The following is a 16568-nucleotide window of genomic DNA, read 5'->3' as shown; positions in this document are numbered from 1 at the left end:
CAGAGGGTCCGTATCAGCTCTTCGCCCTGGGGTGGGCGCGGTCGTAGACCTCGAGCAGGCGTTCGGCGTCGATGTCGGTGTAGCGCTGCGTCGTCGACAGCGAGGCGTGGCCGAGCAGCTCCTGGATGGTGCGCAGATCGCCGCCGGCGCCCAGCAGATGCGTGGCGAAGGAATGGCGCAGGGCGTGCGGCGTGGCGCTCTGCGGCAGGCCGAGCTGGCCGCGCAGGCGGCGCACGGCGCGTTGCACGATGCCGGGATCGAGCGCGCCGCCGCGCACGCCGATGAAGAAGCGGTCGTTGGCCGCCGCCCTGGCGAGGAACGGGCAGGCGGCACGATAGACCGAAAGCTTGGCGACGACCGCCGGCAGCAGGGGGACCAGGCGTTCCTTGTTGCCCTTGCCGCGCACCCACAGCACGTCGGCGCGGCTCTTCAGCAGCTCCTCGACCTGCCGCTTGGTCAGCGACAGCGCCTCGGCGATGCGCAGGCCGGCGCCGTAAAGCAGGGTGAGGATCGCCGCATCGCGGCGCGCCACCCACTCGATGCTGGCGTCGGCCTCCGACTCCGACAGCAGGTCGGCGGCCTCCGCGACGCTGAGCGCCCGCGGCAGCGATTTCGGCAGCTTGGGCGTGCGCACCAGGCCGATGGCCGCGTTGGCGGCGACACCGCGCCGCTCCATGTGACGGAACAGGCCGCGCACCGAGGACAGCGCGCGCGCCGTCGAGGTGCGCGCCAGCCCGTCACGCGCGCGCCGCGCCAGCCAGGCGCGGAAATCGCCGGCACGCAGGCCGGAAAGCGAGCCCACCGTCGGCGGCTCGCCGGTGTGGTGGGCGACGAAGGCGAGAAAATCGGCGATGTCGCGGCGATAGGCGACCAGCGTCTTGTCGGCGGCACGCCGCTCCGAGGCGAGCCACTCGCACCAGCCGGCGATGGCCGCGGCGGTATCGGCGGGCAGCGAGGTTTCGGGTGCCGGTGGAAGAGGCGGTTCGACGCTTTTGGCAGCGCGGCGGGCCAGCGCCGTCACTCCGGCAGATCGAGCCAGGCGCGGATCGTGTTCTCGAGCACGCGCACGAGGAAGAACAGCAGCTCGGTCGACTGGTTGGGACCGAAGGTCTGCGGATCCTTCGAGCCGAAGGCGATCACCCCGTCGGGCGAGCCGCTCGACACCTTCAGGCGGACCAGCACGTCGGAGCGCACATGGCGCGCCACCGACCCGAAGAAGGCTTCCTCGCCCAGGATGTCGGCGCGCAGGCGGCTGTTCATGCCCGGACCCATCGCGGCGTCGATGGCGCCAGGCGCCAGCACGTAGACGCCGCGCACCGGCACGCGGCGCGGGGCCTCCTCGCTGCCTTCGATGGCCAGCGCGATGAAGTCGACATCGAGCAGACCGGGCAGCTCGTGCGTCACGACGTGGATCAGCCGCTCGAAGCTGGTGGCCTGGATCACCGAGAGCACGCCGACATGGATGCGGTTCTGCGTGATCTGGTTGGCGCGGCCGGTGGTGATCAGCTCTTCCTGGCGCGCGCGCAACTTGTCGATGTCGCTGCGCAGGCGCTTGACCATCGCCGCCTGCATGTCGACCACGCCGCTGCCGTTGTGACGCGGCGCGGGCTGCAGGCCCTCGAGCTGCCGGGCGTTCTCGACCAGGAAATCGGGATGCGCGCGCAGATAGGTCAGCACGTCGTCGCGCGTGATCACCCGGGCGTCTCCTGGCGCATCGTCGCTCATGGTCAGCGGATCGCCATCACAGGATCGATTGGCCGGTTTTCTTCCAGTCCGCGAGAAAGGCGTCGAGGCCCTTGTCGGTCAGCGGATGGTTGAACAGCATGCGCAGGATGTTGGGCGGCACGGTCGCGACATGGGCGCCGATCTTGGCGGCCTGCACGACGTGCATGGGATGGCGGATCGAGGCGGCCAGCACCTCGGTCTTGAAGGCCGGGTAGTTGCGATAGATCTGCACGATATCGCCGATCAGGACCATGCCGTCCTCGCCGATGTCGTCGAGCCGGCCGATGAAGGGCGAGATGAACGAGGCGCCGGCCTTGGCGGCGAGGATCGCCTGCGCCGCCGAGAAGCACAGCGTGACGTTGACCATGATGCCTTCGCCGGAGAGCGCCTTGCAGGAGCGCAGCCCGTCCGGCGTCAGCGGCACCTTGATGGTGATGTTGTCGTTGCGGCCGCGACCGATGGCATGAAGCTTGTGCGCCTCCTGCATCATCGTCGCATGGTCGGTGGCGGTGACCTCGGCGCTCACCGGGCCGGTCACGACGTCGGCGATCTCGCGGATCACGTCGAGCATCGGCCGGCCCGACTTGGCGATCAGCGAGGGATTGGTGGTGACGCCGTCAAGCAGGCCGCTGGCCGCCAGCGACTTGATCTCGGCGACATCGGCGGTATCGACGAAGAACTTCATGGTGCGATCGCCAGTCCGGTCGAAGGCGCGAACGGCGGTCTGTGACGACCGCGTCGCGCCGATTACATTGGGGTATGACGTCACGACGACGCGACTTCGTTTCTAACGAAAGCCCCGAGTCCCGGCAAGGCCCGCCGGCCGCCTCGGACAAGGGAGAAGTCGTGTCTGTGCTGTTGCCATTGCCGCTGGGCGAGGCGTACGACTATGCCGTGCCCGAGGGGCTTTTGGCGTCGCCGGGCGATTTCGTGATCGTGCCGCTGGGCAAGCGCGAGACGATCGGCGTCGTCTGGGGGGCGGGCGGCGGCGAGGTCGAGCCCTCCAGGCTGCGCGACATCATCGGCGTGATGCCGGCACCGCCGATGCAGGAGAAGACACGTCGCTTCGTCGAGTGGGTGGCCAGCTACACCGTCTCGCCGCCGGGATCGGTGCTGCGCATGGCGATGAGCGCGCCCTCGGCGCTCGAAGCGCCGCGCACCGAGATTCTCTATCGCCTCGCTGCAGCGCACCAGGAGATCCCGAAGCTGACGCCCGCGCGCCGTCGCGTGCTCGACCTGCTGCGCAATGGGCCAGCCATGGCGCTTGCCGATCTCGCGCGCGAGGCCGGTGTCGGAACATCGGTGATCAAGGGACTTGTCGTCAGTGGCGCGCTCGAGACCGTCGTGCGGCCGCGCATCGGCCAGCGCGCCAGGCCCGACTGGCGCATGACGGGCCCGGCGCTGTCGCTGGCGCAGCGTGCGGCGGCGGACGATCTCGTCGCCAAGGTGCGGTCGCGCAGGTTCAGCGTCACCCTGATCGACGGCGTGCCGGGCGCAGGCAAGACCGAGGTGTACTTCGAGGCGGTGGCGACGGCGCTGGCCGAGGGCCGCCAGGCCCTGGTGATGCTGCCGGAGATCGCGCTCTCGACGCAGTGGCTGGAACGCTTTGCGCGCAGATTCGGCGCGCGGCCGGCGGAATGGCACTCTGACATGACCCCGGCCGAGCGGCGCCAGACCTGGCGCGACATCGCCGAACGCCGTGCCGACGTGGTCGTGGGCGCGCGCTCGGCGCTGTTCCTGCCGTTCGTCGATCTCGGCGTCATCGTGGTCGACGAGGAGCACGATCAGGCCTTCAAGCAGGAAGACGGCGTGATCTACAACGCGCGCGACATGGCCGTGGTGCGCGCGCGGCTGGAGTCCGTGCCGATCGCGCTGGCCTCGGCGACGCCGTCGCTTGAGAGCGTCATCAACGCCCAGGGCGCGCGCTACGACGTGCTGCACCTGCCCGAGCGCCACGGGCCGATGGAGGTGCCGCGCATCGAGATCGTCGACATCCGCCGCACGCCACCGCCGCGCAACCGCTGGCTGGCGCCGCCGGTGGTGCAGGCGGTTCGCGACACGCTGGAGCGCGGCGAGCAGGCGCTGCTGTTCCTCAACAGGCGCGGCTACGCACCGCTGACGCTGTGCCGCAACTGCGGCCATCGCCTGCAATGCCCGCATTGCAGCGCCTGGCTGGTCGAGCATCGTTTCCGCCGCAAGCTGGTGTGCCACCATTGTGGGTATGGCGCGCCGCTGCCGCAGGCATGCCCGGCCTGCGAGGCCGAGGAATCCTTCGTCGCCTGCGGCCCCGGCGTCGAGCGCCTGGCCGAGGAGGTGGTGGCGCTGTTTCCCGAGAAGCGGCTGGAGATCTTCGCCAGCGACACGGTGCCGACCCGGCGCGAGGCGCAGGCACTGGTCGAGCGTATCGCCAACAATGAGGTCGACCTGGTGATCGGCACGCAGATGGCGGCCAAGGGCTACCACTTCCCGCACCTGACCCTGGTCGCGGTGGTCGATGCCGACCTCGGCCTCAACGGCGGCGATCTGCGCGCGGCCGAGCGCACCTTCCAGCTGCTCTACCAGGCAGCCGGCCGCGCCGGCCGCGCCGAGCATCCCGGCCGCGTTCTGCTGCAGACCGCGCAGCCGCACCACCCGGTGATGCAGGCGCTGGCCAGCGGCGATCGGGAGCGGTTCCTGGAGACCGAGGCCAACGAACGCCGGCATGCCGGCTGGCCGCCGTTCGGCCGGCTGGCGGCGCTGATCGTCTCGGGGACCGACGAGCAATCCGTCGATGCCGTCGCCGCGAGGTTGGGCCGGCTGGCGCCATCGGGCGAGGGGGTGCGGGTGCTGGGGCCGGCGCCGGCGCCGCTGTCGCTGCTGCGCGGTCGTTTCCGCCGCCGGCTGCTGCTGAGCGCCGAGCGGTCGGTAAACGTGCAATCGCTGGTCCTGGAGTGGCTCGCCGTGGCCGATATTCCAGGCACCATCCGGGTGCAGGTGGATATCGATCCGTACTCGTTCATGTGAGCGTTTCGCCGCGCCAACGAGTCCCGGCCCGTTTGCTTGCAAGCCCCTATCCCCTGTGCTAGCAACGCCTCGCGTTTTTCCGGGGGTGTCAGTTCTTCGGAAAAACCCTTTTATTTTAAGGGCTCAGGCCCTTTTTCCAGAGGCGTTGGGGACGATATCACCGTGGCGCAGGAAGCTACCGGTCCGGCCAGTCTGGCTGGGCGTTACGCGAGCGCACTGTTCGACCTCGCCGACCAGGCGAAGGCGCTCGATGCCGTCGCCGCCGATCTCACCAGCCTGCGCACCATGATCGGCGAGAGCGCCGATCTGCGCCGCGTGCTGGCGAGCCCCGTCGTGGGCCGCGAGGCGCAGGGCAAGGCGCTGGCCGCGCTGGTCCGGCAGGCCGGCATCGGCGAGCTGGTCACCAAGTTCGTCGGCACCGTGGCGAAGAACGGCCGCGCCCGCGACCTGCCGGGCATGATCTCGGCCTTCCTCGCCGAGCTGGCGCGCCGCAGGGGCGAGACGACCGCCGACGTGGTGTCGGCGACGCCGCTCAGCGATACGCAGCTGAATGCGCTGACCGAGACGCTGCGGCGACTGGTCGGCAACAAGGTTTCCGTTAACGCGCGGGTCGACAGCGATCTCCTCGGGGGACTCGTGGTCAAGGTCGGATCGCGCATGTTCGATTCGTCGATACGCACCAAGCTGCAGCGCCTGCAGCTTGCGATGAAGGGGGTTGCGTGATGGACATCCGGGCCGCCGAGATTTCGGCCATCATCAAGCAGCAGATCGAAGGCTTTGGCGTCGAGGCGGAAGTCGCCGAGGTCGGCCAGGTGCTGTCGGTCGGCGACGGCATCGCGCGCGTGCACGGCCTCGACAACGTCAAGGCCGGCGAGATGGTCGAGTTCCCCGGCGGGGTGAAGGGCATGGCCCTGAACCTCGAGACCGACAACGTCGGCGTCGTGATCTTCGGCGACGACCGCGGCATCCGCGAGGGCGATACCGTCAAGCGCACCGGCGCCATCGTCGACGTGCCGGTGGGCAAGGGCCTGCTGGGCCGTGTCGTGGACGGCCTGGGCAACCCGATCGACGGAAAGGGCCCGATCGCCTCGACCGAGCGCCGCCTGGTCGAGCTCAAGGCGCCGGGCATCATCCCGCGCAAGTCGGTGACCGAGCCGATGCAGACCGGCCTGAAGGCGATCGACGCTCTGGTGCCGATCGGCCGCGGCCAGCGCGAGCTGATCATCGGCGACCGCCAGACCGGCAAGACCGCCGTCGCCGTCGACACCTTCATCAACCAGAAGACCATCAACGCCTCGGGCGACGAGTCGCGCAAGCTGTACTGCGTGTACGTCGCCGTCGGCCAGAAGCGCTCGACCGTGGCGCAGATCGTCAAGACGCTCGAGGACGCCGGCGCGATGGAATACTCCATCGTCGTCGCCGCCACCGCGTCCGACCCGGCGCCGCTGCAGTTCCTCGCGCCCTATACCGGCTGCGCGATGGGCGAGTACTTCCGCGACAACGGCATGCACGCCGTGATCGTCTACGACGATCTCTCCAAGCAGGCCGTCGCCTACCGCCAGATGTCGCTGCTGCTGCGCCGCCCGCCGGGCCGCGAAGCCTATCCCGGCGACGTGTTCTACCTGCACTCCCGGCTGCTCGAGCGCGCCGCGAAGCTCAACGAGAAGAACGGTTCGGGCTCGCTCACCGCGCTGCCGGTCATCGAGACCCAGGCCGGCGACGTGTCGGCCTACATTCCGACCAACGTGATCTCGATCACCGACGGCCAGATCTTCCTCGAGACCGAGCTCTTCTTCCAAGGCATCCGTCCGGCCATCAATGTCGGCCTGTCGGTCAGCCGCGTCGGCTCCGCCGCTCAGATCAAGGCGATGAAGCAGGTCGCCGGCACCATCAAGCTGGAGCTGGCGCAGTACCGCGAGATGGCCGCCTTCGCCCAGTTCGCCTCCGACCTCGACGCCTCGACGCAGCGCCTGCTGGCGCGCGGCCAGCGCCTGACCGAGCTCCTGAAGCAGGGCCAGTTCAGCCCGATGGCGGTCGAAGAGCAGGTGGTGTCGATCTTCGCCGGCACCCGCGGCTTCCTCGACGGCCTGCCGGTGGCGCGCGTCGGCGAGTTCGAGCGCCGCGCGCTCGAGGCGCTGAAGGCGAGCGATGCCACGGTGCTGGAGGCGATCCGCAACGAGAAGCAGATCTCGCCGGCGACCGAGGAGAAGCTGAAGGCCTTCTTCGCCGACTTCGTCAAGAAGTTCGCCTGAGCCCGCATCACAGCTGACGAGCCCAGGCGGACACCTCGATGCCCAGCCTCAAAACCTTCCGGTTGCGGATCCGCAGCGTCCAGTCGACGCAGAAGATCACCAAGGCCATGAAGATGGTCGCCGCCGCCAAGCTGCGCCGCGCGCAGGAAGCGGCGCAGGCCGGCCGGCCCTATGCCCAGGCGATGGACCGCATGCTGGCCTCCCTGGCCTCCGGCATGCTCGGCAAGGCCGGTGCGCCCAGGCTGCTGGCCGGCACCGGCTCGGACAAGGTGCACCTGCTGATCGTCGCCACCGCCGATCGCGGCCTGTGCGGCGGCTTCAACAGCTCGATCGCGCGCGAGGCACGCCGTACCATCCGCGCGCTGCAGGCCGAAGGCAAGACGGTCAAAATCCTGGCGGTGGGCCGCAAGGGCCGCGACCAGCTGCGCCGCGACTACGGCCCGCTGATCGTCGACACCATCTCGGACTTGGGCAAGCCGCGCCTGGGCTTCGCCGATGCGCGCAAGGTCGCCGATCGCGTACTGGCGATGTTCGAGGCCGGCGAGTTCGACGTCGCCACGATCATCTACAACCGCTTCCGCTCGGCGATCAGCCAGATCCTCACCCGCCAGCAGATCATTCCGCCGGCGGTGCCCGAGGCCGAGGCCGGATCGGGCGGCAGTCCCTACGAGTTCGAGCCGGATGAGGAGACCATCCTCACCGAGCTGCTGCCGCGCAACCTCGCCGTGCAGATCTATCGCGCGCTCCTGGAGAACGCCGCCTCCGAGCAGGGCGCGCGCATGACAGCGATGGACAACGCCACGCGAAACGCCGGCGACATGATCAAGCGACTGACGCTGCAGATGAACCGCTCGCGTCAGGCGTCGATCACCAAGGAACTCATCGAGATCATCTCGGGCGCCGAAGCGATCTGAGACGACACGAACCGATCGATACGAGGTAGAGCCATGGCCGCCAACAACATCGGCAAGATCACCCAGGTTACGGGCGCCGTCGTCGACGTGCAGTTCGAGGGTGAGCTGCCGGCCATCATGAACGCGCTGAACGTCGACTCCGACGGCCGCAAGGTCGTGCTCGAGGTCGCGCAGCATCTCGGCGAATCGACCGTGCGCACCATCGCCATGGACACCACCGACGGCTTCGTGCGCGGCCAGAAGGCCACCGATACCGGCGGCCCGATCGCCATGCCGGTCGGCCCGGAGACCCTGGGCCGCATCCTCAACGTCATCGGCGAGCCGGTCGACGAGCGCGGCCCGGTCGGCGCCAAGCAGACCCTGCCGATCCACCGCAACGCGCCGGAGTTCGTCGATCAGTCGACCGAGGCGCAGATCCTCGTCACCGGCATCAAGGTCATCGACCTGCTCGCGCCCTACGCCAAGGGCGGCAAGATCGGCCTGTTCGGCGGCGCCGGCGTCGGCAAGACCGTGACCATCATGGAGCTGATCAACAACGTCGCCAAGGCGCATGGCGGCGTGTCGGTGTTCGCCGGCGTGGGCGAGCGCACCCGCGAGGGCAACGACCTCTATCACGAGATGATCGAGTCGGGCGTCATCAAGCTCAACGACGACGGCACGACCTCGGGCTCGAAGGTGGCGCTGGTCTACGGCCAGATGAACGAGCCGCCGGGCGCGCGTGCCCGCGTCGGCCTGTCGGGCCTCACCGTGGCGGAGTACTTCCGCGACGCCGAGGGCCAGGACGTGCTGTTCTTCGTCGACAACATCTTCCGCTTCACCCAGGCCGGCTCGGAAGTGTCGGCGCTGCTCGGCCGCATCCCATCGGCCGTGGGCTATCAGCCGACGCTCTCGACCGACATGGGCGCGCTGCAGGAGCGCATCACCTCGACCAAGAAGGGCTCGATCACCTCGGTGCAGGCCATCTACGTGCCCGCCGACGACCTGACCGATCCGGCGCCGGCGACCTCGTTCGCCCACCTCGACGCCACCACCGTGCTCAGCCGCTCGATCGCCGAGCAGGCGATCTTCCCGGCCGTCGACCCGCTCGACTCGACCTCGCGCATGCTCGATCCGCGCGTCGTCGGCGAGGAGCACTACAGCGTCGCGCGCGCGGTGCAGCGCGTGCTGCAGCAGTACAAGTCGCTGCAGGACATCATCGCCATTCTCGGCATGGACGAGCTTTCGGAAGAGGACAAGCTGGTCGTGGCGCGCGCGCGCAAGATGCAGCGCTTCCTCAGTCAGCCGTTCCACGTCGCCGAGGTCTTCACCGGCACGCCGGGCGTGTTCGTGAAGCTCGAGGACACCATCAAGGCCTTCAAGGGCATTGTCGCCGGCGACTACGATGATCTGCCGGAGGCGGCGTTCTACATGGTCGGCACCATCGAGGAGGCCGTCGCCAAGGCCAAGAAGATGGCGGCCGAGGCGGCCTGAGCGCAGCGACCGGTCGCGGAGGGCCGTTGAATGGCCAAGGTGGCGTTTTCCCTGGTGATGCCCGAGCGCGAGCTGGCGTCGACCGAAGCCGACATGGTGATCGTGCCTGGCGGCGACGGCGATTTCGGCGTGCTGCCGGGACATATCCCCATGATTTCCACCGTCCGCCCCGGCGTCATCGAGGTGCAGGACGGCGGGAAGATCACCCAGCGCTTCATGGTGGCCGGCGGCTTCGCCGAGGTCACCCGCGAGCGCTGCACGGTGCTGGCCGAGGAGGCCCAGCCCTTCGAGGAGGTCTCCGCCGACCAGCTCGCCAGGCGCCTGCGCGACGCCCAGGAGGCGCTCGCCGAGGCCGCGCCGACCTCCCGTCCGGCGGCCGAGAAGGCCGTTTCCGTGGCGCAGGACCTGCAGCGCGCCTACGCCTACTACGCCGCGCGCTGAACCCTGTTCAGTGCAAATACCCGCACGCCACGGCAGGTTGAAAACCGGCGGTCGGCAATTTTATTTCTGTAGACTTGGCAACCGGCCCGCCCTACCGATAGAGGCGGGGACGGGGATACGTCCAAGGCGTGACCCATGAAGAACTGGACGCTAGACGACATCGCCTGGGACCGGTTCGACTCGAGCAAGGTCGATCCCGAGATCCTGAAGATCGTGAAAGCGGCGGCCATGGTCGAGCGCAACGGCGTCGACTATGGCGTTTATCTGAGCAACGTGTTCGCCGACGATCAGGAATTCAGGGCCCTGGCGCCGGTCTGGGCGCAGGAAGAGGTCGTGCACGGCATGGCGCTGGGCCGCTGGGCGCAGATGGCCGATCCGTCCTTCGACTTCGACGGCGCCTTCAAGACCTTCACCGAGAGCTACAAGCTGCCGCTGGATTCGACCACGTCGGTGCGCGGCACCCGCTCAGGTGAGCTGATGGCGCGTTGCATCGTCGAGACCGGCACCAGCACCTTCTACACGGCGCTGCGCGATCGCATCGAGGAGCCGGTGCTGAAGCAGGTCTGCGCCTTCATCGCCGCCGACGAGCTGCGGCACTACAAGCTCTTCTACACCCACATGCGCCGCTACCTCGAGGTTGAGGGGTTGGGGCGCTTCGGCCGCCTGCGGGTCGGGCTGGGCCGCCTGCGCGAGCTCGAGGACGACGAGCTGGCCTGCGCCTATTTCGCCGCCAACGCCGCGCCCGGCGAGGCGTACGACCGCAAGCGCTTCACCGGCGAGTACATGCGGCGCGCCTATGCGATCTATCGTCCCGGCCATCTCGATCGCGGCGTGGCGATGATCCTGAAGGCCGCCGGCCTGCCGGCCAATGGCCGCCTGCGCGACTGGGTCACGCGGCTGGGCTATCGCGTCCTGCGCAGCCGGGTCGCCAAGTTCGACCGCGCCGCCGCCGCCGTCTGATCTGCATTGTCGTTCCGAGCGCAGTGCGGGACGACGGGTCGTCAATCCAGCAGATCGGCGAACTCGCGCACCACCGCGTCGTAGACATCGCGCTTGAACGGCACGATCAGCAGCGGCAGCTCGGCGGCGCGCGCCCAGCGCCAGGCGCGGAACTCCGGATGCGCGGTGTCGAGCCGGATGTCCGCGTCGACGCCGGTGAAGCGCAGCGCCGCCCATCGCTGTGCCTGGCCGCGATAGCGACCCTTCCACATGGTGCGCGCCAGGTCCGGCGGCAGGTCGTAGGCGAACCAGTCGGCGCTCATGCGCAACAGCTCGGCCTTGCCGGTACCGATCTCTTCCTCGAGCTCGCGCAAGGCCGCCTGCTCCGGCGTCTCGCCACGGTCGATGCCGCCTTGCGGCATCTGCCAGGCGTCCATGCGCGTGTCGAGGCGCTGACCGACGAAGACACGCCGGTCGGGCCCGATCAGCATCATGCCGACATTGGGGCGGTAGCCGGCGGGTGCGCTGGCCGAGCGGAACATGCCGCGGCTCAGCGTGTCGGCGCGGCCGCCGGCGCTAGCGGCGCCCGCGGCAGGCGCTTCTGGCAGCTCTCGGCGCACTCCGTCACGCCGGTGACCGGTGCGAGCAGGATGCCGCGGGTGTGCGCGCCGGCGGCCCAGGCGGCGATGCGGTCGATCGACAGCGGCCGCGCCAAGGACCAGGCCAGGCCGAAACGCACCGTGCGGACGTGCTTCTCGACCTCCTTGAGGCCGGCATCGATATCGCCCGCCGTGATTTCGCGACCATTGGCGTTGAAGCGGTCGACCCAGGCGATCGGGCTGTCGATATCGGTCGAGTAGGGGATTCCCATCTCGCGGCTGATCGCGTGCACCAGCGACTTGCCGTTCCAGCGCTCGAACTCCAGAACCAGCAGGCCTCGGTCGCGAATCTCGGCCAACAGCGGTCGCAGCGTGGCTTCGTCCTCCAGCACTGGGCTGGGCAGCAGCGCCACGCCGACATAGCCCGTCGCCCTGGCCAGCGTAGCGCGCAGGCGAAGGAGGTTCTCTGCCGGCGCCAGCCCCTTCTGCAGCGGCGGCATGCCTCGTTCCTGGACGCCTTGCGGGTTCTGGCTCGGTACCAGCAGCGCCGCCTCCAGGCCGCGTTCACGCGCGCGCTGGATCCAGCGTCCGAGGTTGGGCGTCTCGGGCACGAACACCAGGGTCGTCCCTGGCGGCATCGTCTCGACCGCCTTCTGCGTCAATGGTTCGTTCAGGCCGATGCCGATCACCGCCACGCCCAGGCGCGGGCGCTGGCGATCGAGATGATCGAAGTCGGCGGCATAGGCCAGCCATGGCATGCATCCGCTTCCGGCAATGCGCGGCAAATGCCCGGCCGGGCCGGCCTTGACAAGGTCGGCAGGGTCGGTACCGGGTGGGCACATGCCGATGCGGCGGCTGGGCGCTGGCGGCTTTTCCGGCGGCGGCAGCGGCAGGCCGTTGGCGGCGATCAGGTTGACCGGCGCATCGGCGGCGTCCGCCGCGGCGATGGCCGGCGCCGACGGCGGCGGTGCGGCGGCGTTCGGGAATGCACCCGGCAAGGCTGGTGCTGATGGCACGGCGGCTGCCGGCGGCGTGTCCTGCGGTGCCGGGTCCGGAGCGGGTGGCGGCGGAGCGGCGGCGACCGGTGGCGGCGGAGCGGTGGCCGGTTCGGTCGGTGGCGGCGTGGCCGCGTCCTTCGCGTCCGGCGCCTTCGCCTTGACCGGGGGCAGCTTGACGGTCACCGACGGTGGTGTCGCCGGTGCGGGCGCGGCGGCAGAGGCCGGCGCGTCGGGCGCGGGCGGCTGCGTCACTGCCTGGCCGGCCGTCGTCGGCCGCTCGGGGCGATAGGACGCCAGATGGCCGAGGCTCAAGGCACCGGCGCCCAGAAGCAGGGCGCCGGCGACCGAGTAGGCGACGTAGATACCGGCGCCTCGTGTCTTGCGGGGTACGGGCAACCGGCGGTCGAGGGCGGAGTCCTCGCTCATCGGTCGCCGCTCATCTGTCGCCCCTGGGCCTCACATCACTTGTCGCGGCTGCCGTAGAGTGCGATGCCGCGCACTAGGTCGAGTGCGCGCAGCAACTGGTAGTCCGCCGCCTGCTCCTCCGGCGGCTGACCTGCCGCAGGCTTGGCCGTGTCAGGCTTGCCGGCATCGGGCTTGCTCGCATCGGGCTTGGGCGCCTCGGTCGGCGGCTTGGCCGGCGCCGAGGTGTCGGGCTTGCCGCGTGGATTGTTGATCGATCCGCGCAGGTTCTCCTCGCGCACACCGCCCTGCTGGCGGATGGTCTCGATCTTGGACTGCTCGACCTCGATGTCCGGCTTGATGCCGTCCTTCTGGATCGAGCGGCCCGAGGGCGTGTAGTAGAGCGCGGTGGTCAGGCGGATCGCGCCGCCGCCGGAGACCGGCATGATGGTCTGCACCGAACCCTTGCCGAAGGAGCGTGTGCCCATGATGATCGCGCGCTTGTGGTCCTGCAGCGCGCCGGCGACGATCTCCGAGGCCGATGCCGAGCCGCCATTGATCAGGATCACGACGGGACGGCCTTCGGCAAGGTCGCCGGCCTTGGCCTCCCAGCGCTGAACGTCCTCGGTCTTGCGCGCGCGGGTCGAGACGATCTCGCCGCGCTCGAGGAAGGTGTCGGAGACCGAGATCGACTGGTCGAGAAGACCGCCGGGGTTGTTGCGCATGTCGAGCACCACGCCCTTCCAATTGGTGCCCAGCTCCTTCTTGAAGTTGTTGAGCGCCTCCTGCAGGCCGGCCGTGGTCTGCTCGGTGAACGAGGTGATGCGGATATAGCCGATGTCGCCGCCCTCGACGCGGGCGCGCACCGAGCGCACCTTGATCACGGCGCGCGTCAGCGTGACCTCGAACGGGTCCCTGCCGGCGCGGCGGATGCCCAGCTTGATCGTCGTGTCGACGCGGCCACGCATTTTCTCGACGGCTTCCTGCAGGGTGAGGCCGAGCACCGGCTGTCCGTCGAGCTGCACGATCAGGTCGCCTGGCTGCAGGCCGGCCTTGGCGGCAGGCGTGTCGTCGATCGGCGAGACGACCTTGACGACGCCGTTCTCCATCGTGACCTCGATGCCCAGACCGCCGAACTCGCCGCGCGTCTGGACCTGCATGTCGCGAAACGACTTGGGGTTCATGTAGGAGGAATGCGGATCGAGCGACGACAGCATGCCGTTGATCGCCGCTTCCATCAGGTCTTTCTCGTTGGGTGGCTCGACATAGTCGCTGCGTACCCGCTCGAGCACGTCGCCGAACAGGTTGAGCTGCTGGTAGATCTCGCTGCGGTCGGTCCGCGGCTTGCCCTTGTCGTCGGGCGCCTTGCTTTGGGCGAAGGCGACGGCGGGAAGGGTGAGGAACAGGGCGACCGCCGAGGCGGCCGTCAATCGACGCAGTGTCATGGGACTTGGTCCACCTTTGCCCGATGATCGGGACGTGAAGGTTCTGGGGCGAAAACTACCGCGCGACGGGCATCGGCCTCAAGGCCGGCCAGCTGGCCGCGCGAATTCGTGAGTGGTGGCTCTGGGGTCACGCAACCGCCGCGGTGGGCACCGGCAGCACCGGCGTGCGCGGTGTCGTGCGCAGCAGCGAGGTGCCGGTCATTTCGGCCGGCTGAGGCAGGCCCATCAGGCGCAGCATCGTGGGCGCGACATCGGCCAGCCGTCCGTCGGCCAGCGCGCGCACCTCGGCCGGGCCGTTGTACAGCAGCGCCGGCACGCGGTTCAGCGTGTGCTGGGTGTGCGGTTGGCCGGACTCCGGGTCGAACATCTGCTCGACATTGCCGTGGTCGGCGGTGACGAAGAGGCATCCGCCGACGTGCCTGACCGCCTCCATCAGGCGGCCGAGGCACTTGTCGACTGCTTCGACCGCCTTCACTGCTGCGGCGAAAACTCCACTATGGCCGACCTGGTCGGCATTGGCGTAGTTCACGACGATCAGGTCGAACGCCTTCGCGCTGATCGCCTCGACCAGCCTGTCGGTGACCTCGGGGGCGCTCATCTCCGGCTTCAGATCGTAGGTCGCGACCTTGGGCGAGGGCACCAGGATGCGCTCCTCGCCGTCGAAGACACGCTCCTCGCCGCCATTGAAGAAGAAGGTGACGTGCGCGTACTTCTCGGTCTCGGCGATGCGCAGCTGCCGGCGACCGGCGCGCGACACGGTCTCGCCGAGGCCCATCGCCACCGACACTGAGGGAAACAGCGTGCCGAGGAACGGGTTGAGCGCGCTGGAATACTCGACCAGGCCCAGAGCGGCGGCGAACGACACCAGGCGGCTGCGGTTGAAGCCGTCGAACTGCGGATCGAGCAGCGCCGTCAGCATCTCGCGTGCGCGGTCGGCGCGGAAATTGCCCATCAGCACGCCGTCGCCATCCTTCATGCCGGCATAGTCGCCCACCACCGTGGGCAACACGAACTCATCGGTGAGATCGGCGGCATAGCCTTGTGCCACCGCCTCATCCGGCGTCGCGGCCGTTTCACCCTTGGCGTTGAGCAGCGTCTCGTAGGCCCTGGTGACGCGATCCCAGCGCTTGTCGCGGTCCATCGCGTAGAAGCGGCCGCTGACCGTGCCGATGCGAATCGGCAGACCGGGCTTCAGCGCCGCGACGAAGGCCGCGAGGTACTCGCGCGCGCTCTTGGGCGGCGCATCGCGCCCGTCGAGGAAGGCGTGCACGATGACCGGCACGCCCGCTTCGGCGACGATGTTGGCCAGCGCCGCGATCTGGCCCTGATGGCTGTGCACGCCACCGGGCGACATCAGGCCCATCACGTGGCAGGCGCCCTTGGACTTCTTCAGTTTGTCGACGAAGCCCAGCAGCTCGGGGTTGGCGGCCAGCGAACCATCCTGGATCGCCTGGTCAATGCGCGGCAGATCCTGCATCACCACGCGGCCGCCGCCGAGATTCATGTGGCCGACCTCGGAATTGCCCATCTGGCCGGCGGGCAGGCCGACATAGAGCTCCGATGCGTCGATCAGGCCCTGCGGGCAGGTCGCCACCAGGCGGTCGAAGTTGGGCTTGCGCGCCGCGGCGACCGCATTGTCCGCAGGCTCGGGCCGATGACCCCAGCCGTCGAGGATGCACAGAACGACGGGGCGGGGCGCGGACGCTGACTCGCCGGACATCTACCGACCCTGCGCTGCACCGGCGACGATGGTCGGGCGAGCCCGCGGATCCTCGACCGACTGGAACTTGTTGGGGCAGTTGAGCTCGGTGGGATCGGTGTTCTCGTCCTGGCTCGGCACCTCGATGGCGCAGAACACGAACTCGCCGCGCGGCTCGCCGTCGATGCTGATGTGATAGGTGTAGGTGCCCGGCGGGTCACCCTCGATGATGCACCATGAACGTTGCATGAAGCCCTCGCGCACCATCTCGCGCATGCGCGTGGTGGCCCGCGTCTTCTCGGCGTTGACCTCGGTTTCGGGGCCGGCGATCACGTCCTTGGCGGGCTGCGAGGTCTGCAGCACCTCGACCAGCTGCACGCTGCGATCCGGGCCGCCCAGCCACATGCGCCAGCCGAAGCAGGCCTTGTTGATCAGCAGCGGAATCGCATTGGTCTCGTAATAGCGCGTCGAGCCGTCCTTCTTGGTGATCGACACGAAGGGGATGCTGCGTTGCTTGCCTCGGCTGCGGTCCTGGGCCTGGGCGTCGACGAGCGTCAGGGCCAGAAGCACCGACAGGCCCGCGGTCAATACCGCCCGGACGCTGGCACGGCGAAGGAAGAAGGGCGGTTCACACATGGCTGCGAATGTAAGCGAAGTTTTCCGGCAGAAAAGCGGCAAGAC

Annotated in this window: 15 protein-coding genes; 7 read left to right on the top strand and 8 right to left on the bottom strand. The window is 69.0% G+C overall.

Annotated elements, in window-relative coordinates; genetic code table 11:
- Window positions 1-13: 13 nt before the first annotated feature.
- The 3 genes from KF889_06810 to fsa are packed head-to-tail and all read right to left on the bottom strand — an operon-like array spanning window position 14 to window position 2410.
- Window positions 14-1012, bottom strand: a complete 999-nt coding sequence (locus KF889_06810) for a tyrosine recombinase XerC (GenBank protein MBX3499139.1) — start codon at window positions 1010-1012, stop codon at window positions 14-16.
- A 5-nt stretch (window positions 1013-1017) separates the two neighbouring features.
- The gene (locus tag KF889_06805) at window positions 1018-1725 is read right to left on the bottom strand and encodes a DUF484 family protein (GenBank protein ID MBX3499138.1); all 708 of its coding nucleotides are present in this window, start codon (window positions 1723-1725) and stop codon (window positions 1018-1020) included.
- A gap of 16 nt (window positions 1726-1741) precedes the next feature.
- Window positions 1742-2410 (bottom strand): fructose-6-phosphate aldolase, encoded by a 669-nt coding sequence (fsa, locus tag KF889_06800; GenBank protein MBX3499137.1) that lies wholly within the window; start codon window positions 2408-2410, stop codon window positions 1742-1744.
- Between the two features lie 74 nt (window positions 2411-2484).
- On the opposite strand from fsa, the gene KF889_06795 reads away from it, so the two are divergent.
- The 7 genes from KF889_06795 to KF889_06765 all read left to right on the top strand — a co-directional run bounded on the left by KF889_06795 (window position 2485) and on the right by KF889_06765 (window position 10765).
- Window positions 2485-4728, top strand: a complete 2244-nt coding sequence (locus KF889_06795) for a primosomal protein N' (GenBank protein MBX3499136.1) — start codon at window positions 2485-2487, stop codon at window positions 4726-4728.
- Between the two features lie 162 nt (window positions 4729-4890).
- Complete coding sequence (locus KF889_06790) at window positions 4891-5451, top strand: F0F1 ATP synthase subunit delta (GenBank protein MBX3499135.1); 561 nt, start codon at window positions 4891-4893, stop codon at window positions 5449-5451.
- On the top strand, window positions 5451-6980 hold the full coding sequence (atpA, locus tag KF889_06785) for a F0F1 ATP synthase subunit alpha (protein ID MBX3499134.1): 1530 nt from the start codon (window positions 5451-5453) through the stop codon (window positions 6978-6980). Before KF889_06790 ends, atpA begins: the two co-directional genes overlap by 1 nt.
- Before the next feature lie 38 nt (window positions 6981-7018).
- Window positions 7019-7894 carry a F0F1 ATP synthase subunit gamma gene (locus KF889_06780; GenBank protein MBX3499133.1) on the top strand — a complete coding sequence of 292 codons (876 nt, stop codon included), beginning with the start codon at window positions 7019-7021 and terminating at the stop codon, window positions 7892-7894.
- A gap of 33 nt (window positions 7895-7927) precedes the next feature.
- A complete protein-coding gene (gene atpD, locus KF889_06775) occupies window positions 7928-9364 on the top strand; it encodes a F0F1 ATP synthase subunit beta (GenBank protein MBX3499132.1) in 1437 nt (478 codons plus the stop codon).
- A gap of 30 nt (window positions 9365-9394) precedes the next feature.
- Window positions 9395-9805 (top strand): ATP synthase F1 subunit epsilon, encoded by a 411-nt coding sequence (gene atpC, locus KF889_06770; GenBank protein ID MBX3499131.1) that lies wholly within the window; start codon window positions 9395-9397, stop codon window positions 9803-9805.
- Between the two features lie 135 nt (window positions 9806-9940).
- Window positions 9941-10765: a ferritin-like domain-containing protein gene (locus tag KF889_06765; GenBank protein MBX3499130.1), complete on the top strand. Its 825-nt coding sequence runs from the start codon at window positions 9941-9943 to the stop codon at window positions 10763-10765.
- 41 nt (window positions 10766-10806) lie between these two features.
- Here the strand turns inward: KF889_06765 and KF889_06760 are convergent, their stop codons facing one another.
- The 5 genes from KF889_06760 to KF889_06740 form a co-directional block, all read right to left on the bottom strand.
- Window positions 10807-11286, bottom strand: a complete 480-nt coding sequence (locus tag KF889_06760) for an RNA pyrophosphohydrolase (GenBank protein MBX3499129.1) — start codon at window positions 11284-11286, stop codon at window positions 10807-10809.
- Between the two features lie 8 nt (window positions 11287-11294).
- Window positions 11295-12767, bottom strand: a complete 1473-nt coding sequence (locus KF889_06755) for a divergent polysaccharide deacetylase family protein (protein MBX3499128.1) — start codon at window positions 12765-12767, stop codon at window positions 11295-11297.
- Window positions 12768-12802: 35 nt separating this feature from the next.
- A complete protein-coding gene (locus KF889_06750) occupies window positions 12803-14188 on the bottom strand; it encodes a S41 family peptidase (GenBank protein ID MBX3499127.1) in 1386 nt (461 codons plus the stop codon).
- Between the two features lie 127 nt (window positions 14189-14315).
- Window positions 14316-15908, bottom strand: a complete 1593-nt coding sequence (gene gpmI, locus KF889_06745) for a 2,3-bisphosphoglycerate-independent phosphoglycerate mutase (protein ID MBX3499126.1) — start codon at window positions 15906-15908, stop codon at window positions 14316-14318.
- Entirely contained in the window at window positions 15909-16457 is a 549-nt protein-coding gene (locus KF889_06740) for a hypothetical protein (GenBank protein MBX3499125.1), read from the bottom strand.
- Window positions 16458-16568: the final 111 nt, after the last annotated feature.

This window comes from Alphaproteobacteria bacterium (assembly GCA_019635875.1).
GTDB lineage: Bacteria > Pseudomonadota > Alphaproteobacteria > Reyranellales > Reyranellaceae > JAFAZJ01.
This window is presented reverse-complemented; position numbering and strand designations above follow the sequence as displayed.

Bases quoted from the DNA above. Each gene is read 5' to 3' on its own strand.
- KF889_06805 (MBX3499138.1), bottom strand. From the start codon at position 1,725: ATGAGCGACGATGCGCCAGGAGACGCCCGGGTGATCACGCGCGACGAC.
- atpC (MBX3499131.1), top strand. From the start codon at position 9,395: ATGGCCAAGGTGGCGTTTTCCCTGGTGATGCCCGAGCGCGAGCTGGCG.
- KF889_06760 (MBX3499129.1), bottom strand. From the start codon at position 11,286: ATGTTCCGCTCGGCCAGCGCACCCGCCGGCTACCGCCCCAATGTCGGC.
- KF889_06750 (MBX3499127.1), bottom strand. From the start codon at position 14,188: ATGACACTGCGTCGATTGACGGCCGCCTCGGCGGTCGCCCTGTTCCTC.
- atpD (MBX3499132.1), top strand. From the start codon at position 7,928: ATGGCCGCCAACAACATCGGCAAGATCACCCAGGTTACGGGCGCCGTC.
- KF889_06755 (MBX3499128.1), bottom strand. From the start codon at position 12,767: ATGAGCGAGGACTCCGCCCTCGACCGCCGGTTGCCCGTACCCCGCAAG.
- KF889_06780 (MBX3499133.1), top strand. From the start codon at position 7,019: ATGCCCAGCCTCAAAACCTTCCGGTTGCGGATCCGCAGCGTCCAGTCG.
- atpA (MBX3499134.1), top strand. From the start codon at position 5,451: ATGGACATCCGGGCCGCCGAGATTTCGGCCATCATCAAGCAGCAGATC.
- gpmI (MBX3499126.1), bottom strand. From the start codon at position 15,908: ATGTCCGGCGAGTCAGCGTCCGCGCCCCGCCCCGTCGTTCTGTGCATC.
- fsa (MBX3499137.1), bottom strand. From the start codon at position 2,410: ATGAAGTTCTTCGTCGATACCGCCGATGTCGCCGAGATCAAGTCGCTG.
- KF889_06765 (MBX3499130.1), top strand. From the start codon at position 9,941: ATGAAGAACTGGACGCTAGACGACATCGCCTGGGACCGGTTCGACTCG.
- KF889_06795 (MBX3499136.1), top strand. From the start codon at position 2,485: ATGACGTCACGACGACGCGACTTCGTTTCTAACGAAAGCCCCGAGTCC.